The sequence below is a fragment of the Dictyobacter aurantiacus genome, assembly GCF_003967515.1.
Taxonomy (GTDB): Bacteria; Chloroflexota; Ktedonobacteria; order Ktedonobacterales; family Ktedonobacteraceae; genus Dictyobacter; species Dictyobacter aurantiacus.
In genome coordinates, this window is the sequence record NZ_BIFQ01000002.1 from 1,066,972 (window position 1) to 1,078,966 (window position 11,995).

Annotated in this window: 9 protein-coding genes; 7 read left to right on the top strand and 2 right to left on the bottom strand. The window is 51.3% G+C overall.

All coding sequences use genetic code 11. From position 1 onward, the window contains the following. Positions 1 to 27: 27 nt before the first annotated feature. The gene (locus KTT_RS29315) at positions 28 to 705 is read left to right on the top strand and encodes an HAD-IA family hydrolase (protein ID WP_126601239.1); all 678 of its coding nucleotides are present in this window, start codon (positions 28 to 30) and stop codon (positions 703 to 705) included. A gap of 263 nt (positions 706 to 968) precedes the next feature. On the opposite strand, the gene KTT_RS29320 is transcribed toward KTT_RS29315, so the two are convergent. Continuing rightward, complete coding sequence (locus tag KTT_RS29320) at positions 969 to 1,967, bottom strand: RIO1 family regulatory kinase/ATPase domain-containing protein (RefSeq protein WP_160146210.1); 999 nt, start codon at positions 1,965 to 1,967, stop codon at positions 969 to 971. Positions 1,968 to 3,409: 1,442 nt separating this feature from the next. Between KTT_RS29320 and KTT_RS29325 the strand changes: the two genes are divergently transcribed. From KTT_RS29325 to KTT_RS29340, 4 genes are all read left to right on the top strand, one after another. Beyond that, entirely contained in the window at positions 3,410 to 3,595 is a 186-nt protein-coding gene (locus KTT_RS29325) for a hypothetical protein (RefSeq protein WP_126601241.1), read from the top strand. A gap of 45 nt (positions 3,596 to 3,640) precedes the next feature. Beyond that, on the top strand, positions 3,641 to 3,826 hold the full coding sequence (locus KTT_RS29330) for a hypothetical protein (RefSeq protein WP_126601242.1): 186 nt from the start codon (positions 3,641 to 3,643) through the stop codon (positions 3,824 to 3,826). Positions 3,827 to 4,225: 399 nt separating this feature from the next. Beyond that, positions 4,226 to 6,022 carry a sensor histidine kinase gene (locus KTT_RS29335; protein ID WP_126601243.1) on the top strand — a complete coding sequence of 599 codons (1,797 nt, stop codon included), beginning with the start codon at positions 4,226 to 4,228 and terminating at the stop codon, positions 6,020 to 6,022. Positions 6,023 to 6,669: 647 nt separating this feature from the next. Then, positions 6,670 to 7,035, top strand: a complete 366-nt coding sequence (locus KTT_RS29340; protein WP_126601244.1) for a winged helix-turn-helix transcriptional regulator — start codon at positions 6,670 to 6,672, stop codon at positions 7,033 to 7,035. Positions 7,036 to 7,084: 49 nt separating this feature from the next. On the opposite strand, the gene KTT_RS29345 is transcribed toward KTT_RS29340, so the two are convergent. Continuing rightward, positions 7,085 to 8,020, bottom strand: a complete 936-nt coding sequence (locus KTT_RS29345) for a threonine/serine dehydratase (protein ID WP_218031040.1) — start codon at positions 8,018 to 8,020, stop codon at positions 7,085 to 7,087. Positions 8,021 to 8,494: 474 nt separating this feature from the next. Here KTT_RS29345 and KTT_RS29350 point away from each other — a divergent pair, with 474 nt between their 5' ends. Continuing rightward, positions 8,495 to 10,258, top strand: coding sequence for a peptide ABC transporter substrate-binding protein (locus KTT_RS29350; RefSeq protein WP_126601245.1), 1,764 nt, complete (start codon positions 8,495 to 8,497; stop codon positions 10,256 to 10,258). Positions 10,259 to 11,308: 1,050 nt separating this feature from the next. Continuing rightward, positions 11,309 to 11,497 (top strand): helix-turn-helix domain-containing protein, encoded by a 189-nt coding sequence (locus tag KTT_RS29355; protein ID WP_126601246.1) that lies wholly within the window; start codon positions 11,309 to 11,311, stop codon positions 11,495 to 11,497. The last annotated feature ends 498 nt before the right edge of the window (positions 11,498 to 11,995 follow it).

The window sequence follows — 11,995 nt, forward strand, 5'->3', positions numbered from 1 at the left end:
GAAAGGATATCCCAAGCACATTTACCTATGACAAAGAAAAAAGACTACAGCAAAGTTCTCATCTGCCGTATACTTCTATTTGATCTGGATGGTGTCCTGGTCGACTCGATCGCTAACGTAGAGCGTCATTGGAGTGAATGGGCCCGGAGGCATCAATTAGACGTTCAGCAAGTACTATCCTCGATCCACGGACGCCGTACCATTGATACGATTCGCCTGGTGGCGCCGAAATTACAGGCCGACAACGAGGCGCGCTACCTGGATGATATACAGACGCTGGACACCAATGGCGTCGTAGCCACGGCGGGGGCGGCCGAGCTCTTAGCGCAGCTGGCACCCGAGCAATGGGCCATCGTCACCTCGGGTCCGGCCACGCTGGCCCGAGCACGCTTGCGCGCCGCCAAACTGCCATTGCCGCGCCTGCTCATCTCGGGTAACGACGTAAAGCAAGGCAAGCCCGATCCAGAAGGCTATCTTAAAGCAGCCGAGCTGATGCGGGCCGAGCCCGAGGAATGCCTGGTCATCGAAGATTCGCTGCCGGGCATCGAGGCGGCCCATAGCGCCCACATCCCGGCCATCGCCGTTGGCACCACGCATCCGCGCGCCGAACTAAAAAGTGCCGAGCTCTGGATCCCCTCGCTTAAACTCCTGAGCATCATCGACACCGAAGAAGAGAATGAGATTGCGCTGGCGGTCTCTGAATAGAGACGCGCGCAGCGCGGGCTTTTTCCTAGATAAGCCAGCCTGGGGGCGCTGACGCCCCCAATCTTTTATTTAGAGGAGGGTGCAGTATGGAGGGCGTGAACGCCCTCCATACTGCACCCTCCTCCAAAATTTTATATGCATAAAGGCGCTGCGCCCTCCAGGTTTTATGCGTGTAAAGGCGCGCACCCTCCAATATTTCCTGGTTTTTCACGTGCCATGCGCGAATGCGCATGGCACGTGAAAAACCATCACTTTTCTTTCTTTTATAGGACTATGTCTTCGACGCGGCCGCCGAGGTGGCGCGTCCAGAGCTGGGCGGCGAGCTGTTCGGCGTCGCGCTCGAGGCCGTAACGGGTAAAGTACTGGCAGACACGAGCGACGTCGCGGGCAAAGATGGGGAAGACCTCGTCGTGAATGGTATCCACGGCCTGGGCAAAGTCGATGATCGTGACATCTCCCTGCCAGTAGAGGATATTGTATTCCGAGAGATCCCCATGGATGCGGCCATGGGCCAGGCACAGCTCGATATCCGCCAGCAGACGGTCGAATAGTGGCTGTACCTCGTGCTCAGCCAATCTGACATCGCGCAACAGCGGGGCCGCGTTCCCCTCACTGCCGACGTAATCCATCAGAACAGCGTTACCAACGTATGCCAGCGGCCGGGGCACATGGACGCCAGCCTGAAAGAGTCTGAGCTGGGTATCAAACTCGTACTCGATCCAGGACTGCACGCGTGCCGCGTGGCCGCGCGCCGTTTTACGGGCCACACCACGCAAGCGATTCTCACTATGGGCCACCTGGCCCTGCTCATCGCGCTGGGTGCGATTATTGCGATAATCAGCATCGTTCTTCAGGCTACGAAACATGCGTGGACGATACACCTTGACCGCCAGGTATTGGCGCCCGGTATCAGGATGGCCCGAGCAGCAAAAAACGGTCGCCTCCTTACCACTCTTGACCACGTGCAGGATATCCAGGATCAACTTCTGCTCATAGAGAGGGGTCAACGACGATAGAATCCAGGGAGCATCACGTTGGGAAGACAGGAAAGTGGGATTGAAGACCGTGGGCTGGTTGACGTCGATCCCTTGCTCCTTCAACCAGCGCTGCACATCGGCGTTGCTCTCATAGCTGCTCTTCTTCGTCTGCTTCACACGGACCTCGGGGCGCCGAATGGGCTCCCAGCGCGCCGGCGCCTCCTCCTCATTCCCTTCCAGGTCAATATGATCTTGATAGTGCTGCATTGAATATTTCTTTACCATAACCCATGCTCCTTTTCCCTGTTTAAGCACAAAACAACGTTGCCACATCCGACGGCAGGCACATCACACATGCGGCGTGTGAGCACACAAAAAACATGCATAGTTGATCCTCTATACCCATGCGGGTACTGAATAGTGGAAGTGGGGAGCAGATTGGTGTGGCACAAGGGTACTGGCCGGTAGTCGCCTGAAGCGCAAGCGCATAGAGAGCGGACACGCGCAACAGGAAAATGGGGTTCACACGGACACAGCGCGACCACGGCACACACCTGGAAAGCTCTGTACCTGTGGTCTACTGCTCATAAAAGAGCCACAGGCAGCAAGTGCAGCAGTGATCCATCAAGTAGCGCGCGATCTGGAGGCAGCGATACCTGTGACGGGCACAAAGTATCCCTATCTCCGCGCCATCACGAGGGGAATGATATGGATGATGGTAGTGAAAAGATGCACTTACCTCCGGGCGAACCCCGACCCCACGGTCAGGAACGCACGCCCAGAACGAGCGGAGGGTGTAATTATGACGTCGAACAATTTCATCTTTACCTCCTTTGAGTGCATTGATATAGCAAGAGTGTACCATTCCCATTTTCCTGTGTCAAGCAAAAAAGTGCCGCTATCGACATAACAGGAAAAATTAGTAACAGATCCTCTATATAGTTACCGTTTTATGAAATGAGTGTGATGACATTTTTTTACAAAAGTGAAATATTTGTCAATTTTGTCCGTAATTAGCTTGACAATGGTTGTGCTGTATGCTATCTTTGTTATATACGATAACTAAAGAAAAGATTCTGCTACGTTTTAAGTATCAAGATAGGAAGAGAGGAAAAACCACATGAAGGCATCAATGCTTTTTAGTTGGCGCGCCTCGTCTGTCTTGATATCCCATCACTTATACCTCTTTACTGAAGGATGTCTGACAGACCTGAGTGGTAAAGGCATCTATCAACCAGACGCGGGTTGCCCGAACCTATAAAGGCAGCTTCGTCAACTCACTTATGTCTTTGCCTCGCGTGACGACCAGAAGGGTGTCTGAGGCACATTTTCCCAATTTTGTTTTTAATGCTCGCTAGAAAAGAGAAACGCTCGCTACAGCAATGTATGCAACGTTAACTGCACGCCAGTAATCGATCTATGCCGCAATGATTGCATATCATAGGTCGATTCACATGCACAACTTTTTGCACTTATAGTGCAATCTGGAGGTAGTTTGTGCTCAGTTGAGATGGCCGCCGTGGCAATGTGAAAGCCAGAGAGAAATCGCAAAAGGTGATAGAAATGCTAGAAAAATTACCGTTTTTGAGCTGGCGATACAGAATAGTTTAGTAGAACAGAAAAACAGGTAAAGCGAAAATACCGAAGTCGTAAACGTAACGACCACTCCGCTAGCTGTAGCAATAGTGTAAATCGGCACCAGGCCGCAAGTAAAAAGAGGTGAACATATGATCCAATTCAAGAAAGGTATGATGGTCTTCAATCAGGTTGAGCAGACAACAGGCTTGAAATTCAACCAGGCTGCTCAGCAGCGCGTTGTGCTCGGCACACAGATCCAGCAGGTCCGTCAGTCCAACGGTCGTATGTTCAAAAAAGGGATGATGGTTGGCTCGACCGTCAAGGGTCTGTGCTAGAAATCTATCGTTGTTAAACAGGCATTCAGGCGAAGAGGTGAAAGTATGGTACAGTTCAAAAAGGGCATGATGATCTTCAAGCAGATCGAGACAACTGGTGATCTGCGGCGTGGTCAGGCTGCTCAGCAACGTGTCGTACTCACCACACGCATGCGGCAGCCACAGGAGACACGCGATCGTATGTTCAAAAAAGGGATGATGGTTGGCGTGCACGCCAAAGACTCTTACTAAAACCGTGGGTCTCGCGCCTTCAGCGCGAGGCGCGAGACCTACGCCGAGGTTTCATGATTTGATGCCATAGGGGCGCATTCGCGCCCCTATGGCATCAAATCGCATATACGTGTTGACTGTGCCACATCAATACAATACAGGAACACGGTCCTGGTAAGGTTAAGCTTGACATTCTCTACCACTTCACGAATATGATGTATTATCAAATGTATGCATAATCAAAGTAGGTACATTACTATTATTTATATCGCTTTGATGCATCATAGGTCAATTACATGTGGCTATAAATGCTATGTGCAAAGTAGCTTTTATGTAGTGCTACGCGAAGGTCATAAATTCTGTCAATACTATAGCAGATCGATCTGACTACTTTACGCGTTACATGAGAGAAGAGAGACGATGAACAAGACAACAGATAATCCTCATAGGGAAGGAGCGCATCAGAAAGTAAAGGGACTGGCCCAGTGGCTCGAAGCCGCATTCAAAGCTATTACAGATGCGGTTCTTATCTATAATCTGGATGGAGAGGTACTCCACATCAATCCGGCCGCGCTCTCCCTCTTTGAGTGTGATTCAGCACAGGATGTGATAGGTCATAAGTGCTTCCAGCTTTTTGATCGCTACCACATTTTTGATGAAAATAGAAAGCAACTCATTGCGCAGCAACTCTGGCTCAACCACGTCATGAGCGGCTCGGACGGCCACAGCAGCGATCAAACGCAGGATATCATTATGCGGATGCCATCTGGCAACGAGAGGCAGCTCAACATAGCCGCCTCACCGGTTCATGATCAGTATGGAAAGATGGTAGGGGGTGTATGTGTCTTCCGAGACGTCACAGAGCAGCGCCAACAATCGCGCCAGGCGCTGCAGACCCTGGCATCGCTACTCGTGGTCGCCGAAGAGATCGTGCGCATCCCTGACCGCGCTTCTCACATGGATGAGAAGAACGGCAACCTCTTCCCGAGCAAGAAGTCAACCGCGCAACACCTGACGCAGTTTCTCCACCAGGTCCTTGAATGCCGTCTGGTTGGTATCTCATTATTAACACCTTCCCAGCATCTGCAATTGACAGGAGTGAGCGGCCTTCCGGAAGACCTGGTCATGGCGGCAAAAAAAGAAGTCAACCAATCAACCCTGGCAGACTACTTTGATGAAGCGGATATCCAAAAACTCTATGCCAATCAAACTCTTGTGCGTAACCTGAGACAAGATCCCTTTAAAAAACGCTCCACATTCGGAATGTCTAACGTGCTGATAGCGCCAATGTTAATGGAAACGCAACTTATCGGGGTCTGCTTTATCGACCGGGATGAGAAACGTTCCTACACGCAGGAGGAAATCGCCGTAGTCAAAGCCATCGCCAAGCTCAATGCACTGGCCATTGAACGGGTACGGCTATCAGGTAAATGGGCGCAGGCGCATTCCAATGAGATGGCCCTGCAAGAGATCAATCATCGCTTTGACACCTTCCTTGGCATCGCCAGTCATGAATTGCGTACACCCCTCACCGGTATTTATGGCAATGTACAGCTGGTATTACGCCGCATAGAGAAGCTAAAGAAACAGGACGTCGAGACCATCGCAGTATCGATGCTGAGCGAAAATGAGCGCATTCAGCAGCCACTACAGGAGATATTAAGCCGCTCGCTGACGCTGGATCGTATGATCGGTGATCTGCTTGACGCCTCGCGCATTCGCGCTGATAAGTTTGTCATTACCTTGCATCCATCAGATCTAAAAGAGATTGTACACACCACAGTAGAGGATCTGCAGAAGGTAACGCTGGACAGACAAATCAACCTGCACCTACCAGACACCCAATCCATACCTATCAATGCTGATGTCGATCGCATCAGCCAGGTCATTCATAACTACATCACCAACGCGCTTAAATATTCTCCCCTGGAATGCCAGGTGAATGTTTATCTGAAAACGAGCCAGGGCCAGGCCCATGTAGAGGTACACGATGAGGGTCCCGGCCTTTCGCCAGAAGCCCAGGAGCATGTCTGGGAGCGCTTCTACCGCGCCAAAGGCATCGAAGTACAGTATGGCTCAGGCGCGGGACTGGGACTGGGACTCTATATCTGCCGCATGATTATTGAACGCCACCGTGGCAGGATCGGCCTCATCAGCAAACAGGGGAAAGGTTCAACCTTCTGGTTCTCATTGCCGATCGCCGCGCACCCCACATAAAAAAAACCATCCCCATGACATGCATCACCATGCCTTGAGGATGATCTTTTTCACCAGTCAAATTGTCCGACCAGTCCGCCTAAAAGAGCGTGTCAGACTTCCATCACCCTAGGGGCGCGTGGCCGCCCCCGCACGCGCGTCCGCTGCGCGGCCGCATTGTTTTTGTGTGTTGGTGCAGCAGGGGCGCGGGTGCGCCCCTGCTGCACCAACACACCATAAGCTCGACTTTGTACATTTTTCGCTCGTTGAGCGGAGAAAGGACCTCGATTGTCGTTCTTCTGCGAGCTCACTTTGCTACCTTTGTACAAAGTCAAGATAAGAGAGTGTCTGACTCTCATGATGATGGCCTGGGGCCTGCATCGGTTTTCGCACTCGCGGTGCTCAGTAGTCCTTTGTGTGTTGGTGCATCGGGTGCGCGGATGCGCACCCGATGCACCAACACACAACCGGTGCGGCCGCGCAGCGGACGCGGGTGCGGGGGCGCTCATGTGGCCCCAGGGTGACGGGAGTCTGACACGCTCATTGTGAGTAACACCTCTAATAAAAGTGTGGTAATACACTGATCTAATATTTGTTAAGTTACTAATTTTATGTTAGTATAATAAAAGAATAGCTACGATTAAAATATGTGGGGGGTTTTATAAATCATGGCAGAAGACAAGCCGATGTGCACACGCTATCAGCAGGCGGCCAACTTGATAAGCAAGCGTTGGACGCCACTCATCCTTAAAGTATTGTTGCTGAGGCCGTGCCACTACAGTGAAATCGCGCGCATGGTTGGTCATATCAGCGACCGTGTGCTCTCCATACGTTTGCGCGAGTTGGAAGAGCAAGAGATCATCAAGAGAACGGTCTTCAATGAGATACCGGTACGCGTTGAATATGAACTGACTGCGAAAGGTCAGGCCCTCAGCGAGGTCGTTGAAGCCATCGAACGCTGGGGGGCAGAATGGCTACCCAAGCCAGGGGAAGACTCCACACCCCAGAAAGATGTTCAGCAAAAAACTGGCTAGCGTGGACAGAACAACTTCTGAGCACGCTACTCTTTTGATACAAAGATGTTTACTTGATCGAGAAGGCTTCCAGCTGGGCATTGCCTCCGCAGATAAAGATGCCGACGCGCTCATCGGGCGCGGGCCTGTAAGCACCGGCCTGCAGGGCCGCGATGCCAGCCGCCGCCGAGGGTTCAGCCACCAGGCGCAGATCGTTCCATAAAGACAGCTGGGCGCGGGCCACAGCCTCATCGTCCACCAGCACGACACGTTCCACATAGCGCTGCGCGATCTCGAAGGCCAGCTCACCTACGCGTCTTGCCCCCAGAGCATCCGCCGCCAGGCCATGAACATCTACATCGACCGGGGCACCGGCCTGTAAAGCCCGATACATACTGGCCGTCCCTTCGGTCTCAACGCCAATCACGCGCACCGTATTTTGAAACCAGCTGGCGATACCACCGATCAGGCCACCCCCGCCCACAGCCACCAGCAGTGTATCCAGGTCCGGCAGCTGCCGCGATAGTTCGTAACCAACGGTTCCCTGGCCCGCCACAACCTCTGGCTGATTATAGGCATGAACCACCAGCGCGCCCGTCTCCCTGGCCCGCTGCTCACTGGCAAACCATGCATCGGCGTATGTCGCCCCGACAATATGCACATCAGCCCCATACGAGCGCAGACGCTCCACCTTCACGCGCGTCGAAATCTCGGGCACAAATATTTCCGCGCGATGTCCCAGTTGCTGGGCCGCGTAAGCCACAGCCGCTCCGTGGTTGCCACCGGAAGCAGCAATCACGCCCACCGGGGGAACCGGCTGCGACAGAAGGCGGTTAAAGGCTCCCCGCGCCTTGAACGAGCCTGAATGCTGGAGTTGCTCCAGCTTCAATGAAAGGTGTCCGGGACAGTTCCAGATACCACTCTCCAGCGAAATGACAGGGGTTGGCCGCACATAAGCGGCCACGCGCCGGGCCGCCCGCTTAATATCCTCTCTATTAACCATCATATACCTTCTTTTATTCTTTTTGGCTTCATTATAGCATCTGGCAAAATGTTGTCCATGTTAAGAATGTGCCTTACGCCCATCACCCCGGGGCACGTAAGCGCCCCCACACAGGCGTCCGCTGCGCGGCCGCATTGTTTTTTATGTTGATGCATGGGATGCGTCGATGCGCATCCCATGCATCAACATAAAAAAGTCTCGTGAGCACCTACAGTGCTTAGATGTCTGCGTTGTGTTGGTGCGGCAGGAACGCAGATGCACCCCTGCCGCGCCAGCACAACGTACCAGTGCGATCGTGCAGGATAGAAAAGTGCTCCATTTTTTGGGCATATGCTGTGGCTATGTTGTCTATACTTCTATATGTATTTATATTATGTGAGAGATTTAATCATGCAAAAGCGTAGTATACGGTGAAGAGTTTTGGAACAGGAATTATTTCAGCCCGAAATTTTCACCTCGTAGAGTCAGGAGACGCTCATGAAATCACATGCATTGTCGAGTCGCCGTTTGATTCCAGCCCTGCTGTGTATCATGGCCGTGCTGTTCGCCGCCTGCGGCGGTACAACGCCGGCTACCACCAATTCTAATACTAACAGCAGCAAAGCCTCAGATGATAAGCAGATTTTAATCCAACCCATCACCGGTCGCGCGGACCTCAAGACCTTTGACCCCGCCCTGGCTGGCGATATCCCCTCCATCAACGCCATCAGCAATGTTTTTACCGGCCTGGTATCCCTCAACGACAAGCTTGAGGTACAAAAACAGCTCGCCCAATCCTATGAAAACAGCGCGGATGGTTTAACCTGGACCTTCAAGTTGAAACCCAACCTGAAATTTAGCGATGGCACCCCCCTGACCTCTAAAGATGTCGCCTATAGCATTGACCGGGCGCTGGATCCCCAGGTTGGTTCGGGCGTTGCCAGCACCTATCTGGGGCTACTCAAAGATTCGGATAAGCGCAGCGCGGGTAAGATCAACACCCTGATCAATGATAGCATCCTTACCCCTGATAATCAGACGGTTATCTTGAAAACCTCGCAGAAGGCCGCCTACTTCCTAGAGGCCCTGACATACAACACCTCGTTCGTAGTCGAGCGCAAGCTCATTGACAAGTATGGCAAAAGCTGGACCGATCACCTGGACGAGGGAGGCGGCGCCGGTCCCTGGAAGGTGCAGAAGTTTGACCACGGCAAACAGATCGTATTTGTGCCCAATACATATTACTATGGGGCCATGCCTAAATTGAAAAAGATCGTTGAGCCCTTCTACAAAGATAGCCAGGCAGCGTATCAAGCCTATCAGAACGGCCAGCTCGACGCCACAGGTGTCCCCTCATCGCTGGTCTCGACCGCCAAAGCGCTACCCGACAACCAGTATCACCAGGTGCCGATCCTGGCCATCGACTTCATCGCCATGAACTACCTGACCAAACCCTTTGACAATATCAAGATCCGCCAGGCCTTCGCGCTGGCATTGGACAAATACGCACTGGCACACAACGTTGAGAAAGATGCCAATGTCGCCACCAACCATATCGTCCCCCAGGGCATGCCAGGTTATAATGAAAACCTGACCGGTCCACAGGGCGTTAAGGACACCAAAGGAGATGCCACCAAAGCCAAACAGCTGTTTGAGGAAGGGATGAAAGAGGCGGGCTATACCCGGGCCAACTTCCCACCGGTGGTCTTCACGGTTGCGACCGAGGGATCGTCGGATACCGCCAATCTCTTCAGCGCCATGCAGCAGATGTGGAAAAACGCACTGGGTATCGATGTCAAGGTGCGCGACACCGACTTTAATACCCTGCTGGATGAGGCCAACTCGGCCGCCAACAATCCAAAGGGCATCCAGATGTGGTATGCCGACTGGTACGCTGACTATCCCGATCCGCAGGACTGGCTGACGCTACTCTTTGGGAACGGTGCCTCCAAAAATGGTATGAACTATGGTCAGAATAAGCAACCATACGCCTCCGAGCAGCAGGCCAATCAGGCCTTGATGGTGAAGGCGGACGCCAATACCAATAGCACCGAGCGCATGCAGCAGTACAATACCGTTGAGCAGGCGCTGATCAACGATGTCGCCTGGATTCCTACCGCCCAGGAGATCTCCACCTCGGTGAGAAAACCCTGTGTAGTGGGTGTGGTTGACAACGCGCAGGGATTGACCCCACCAGATGACTGGGGCTCCATCTACATCAACAACAATTCGACCTGCGCTAACACCAGCCAGTACAAATAAGGGAGGAGGATTGTATCCCGGCGCGCCGGGATACAATGTGTCTTCTTGTTATGAGTCATCCCGAACTTTTGAAAAAGTTCCCAAAACCGGGGGTGCAGGGTCCTCCCTGCCGAGGTGTGGGGTGTCCCCATATTCTCCCTTCTCCTCTCGCGCCGCCTACGGCGGCGCGAAAAAAAAGAAAAAGACGTTTTTGTGGGGACTATCATGCCCCCAGCATGCTTGCCCCACACCCCGGCAGGAGGGCTCGCCGCCCTCCTGCACCACCCGCTTTGGGAGCGCTGAACCTGTTTTGCGGATTTTTCAAAAATCCGGGATGACTCATAGCTATATTTTAAGGCATGAAAAAGCCAGCGTCGGGCGCTGGCTTTTTCATGCCTTAAGTGTGTGCTACCACCCACATGGCGGAGATATCCAGAAAAGACATCCAAATCAAATAAAAATCAAGCATTCTAATGACAGGTCCTTAAAATTGCCACAACAGAGGCAGAATATAAATGCTTTTTTACTATATTTGTACATTTAGCAAGCCTTTTTGTTTCTTCTGTGTTGCATATAATACATGATTACAAGGGTTTATTATTCGCATAAGGCACCTTCTATAAGAAAGTATTTTCCTTAAGCATAGGAAGGTCAATCACTAAAGAATGTGATATAATGAAATGTAGTTATGATAGCTTTCCACTACGACATCCCCTGAAAAGCATGTCTCCAACTCGCGGTATAGCATATTCGGTTCAGACACCCGTCTTTCAGCCAGGATCGAGTGCTTTGCTAAGATATGCCGAAGAGATTCTGATTGCGCTTATCAAGTCGTTTTAATGATCATTTCGCGTTACCACATTGACATACTATTCCTTGCGCTTCTAAGTCACAAAAGGGTGGATGTAGCAAGTCCCGTTCGACGTAAGTTATCACGGCTTTACAATTTCATAACATTGTTATACAATGTGCGCGTAATAACAAATTACAACAATGTTTCACACCATTTTGATCTAATATAGATAAAAATGAGTGAACGAATATACAAAACCAAAAGGGAGTCTTAAACAAATGAGTGATCTTTTAACCGTATCAGAAGTGGCCGAGATTCTTCGCGTGGATGATACCACTGTTCGTCGCTGGGTCAAACAGGGCGCGCTCGAAGCTGTTGTGCTTCCTCACGTCAATGCACGTCAGGCCTATCGCATTAAACGCGAAACCCTGAACAAAGTTCTGGGCAGCGAAGGCTTGCTCCAGTAAGCATAAAGCGCCACACAACACAAAAAGGAACGAGGTCCTATTGTTCATAGGATCTCGTTCCTTTTTGTGTTGTGTGGCGTTGTGGTATTGATATCCACGCTGAGTGCGGATATCAATACCACAACGCCATGCTACAGAACACCATTACTTAAGTACCTGTAAAATTGACAGCTTGCTTCTATGAATACATACTGGTAACAGTTTACAAATGTTTTTGAGCGGGAACGAGCCACTAAAAAACATTGACAGGTACTAAGTAGCTATAAAATTGACAGCTTGCTTCCAGGATTGCATACTGTTAAAGGTTCACAGGTGTTTCTGAGCACAGGGAAAGCCTGGAAATTAAAAAAATAGTACCAAGTACCTATAAGATTTGACTGTATAAATCATTGATTGCATACTATTGATATCACTCAACTAGAAGTGCAAGCACAATTTCCTCCAGAGATATCGACGAGATACCAGACATCGATACAATTTGTTTTCAATCAACAAATT

Coding starts and splice junctions, on each gene's coding strand:
- KTT_RS29315 (WP_126601239.1), top strand. CDS start 28: ATGACAAAGAAAAAAGACTACAGCAAAGTTCTCATCTGCCGTATACTT.
- KTT_RS29320 (WP_160146210.1), bottom strand. CDS start 1,967: ATGGTAAAGAAATATTCAATGCAGCACTATCAAGATCATATTGACCTG.
- KTT_RS29325 (WP_126601241.1), top strand. CDS start 3,410: ATGATCCAATTCAAGAAAGGTATGATGGTCTTCAATCAGGTTGAGCAG.
- KTT_RS29330 (WP_126601242.1), top strand. CDS start 3,641: ATGGTACAGTTCAAAAAGGGCATGATGATCTTCAAGCAGATCGAGACA.
- KTT_RS29335 (WP_126601243.1), top strand. CDS start 4,226: ATGAACAAGACAACAGATAATCCTCATAGGGAAGGAGCGCATCAGAAA.
- KTT_RS29340 (WP_126601244.1), top strand. CDS start 6,670: ATGGCAGAAGACAAGCCGATGTGCACACGCTATCAGCAGGCGGCCAAC.
- KTT_RS29345 (WP_218031040.1), bottom strand. CDS start 8,020: ATGATGGTTAATAGAGAGGATATTAAGCGGGCGGCCCGGCGCGTGGCC.
- KTT_RS29350 (WP_126601245.1), top strand. CDS start 8,495: ATGAAATCACATGCATTGTCGAGTCGCCGTTTGATTCCAGCCCTGCTG.
- KTT_RS29355 (WP_126601246.1), top strand. CDS start 11,309: ATGAGTGATCTTTTAACCGTATCAGAAGTGGCCGAGATTCTTCGCGTG.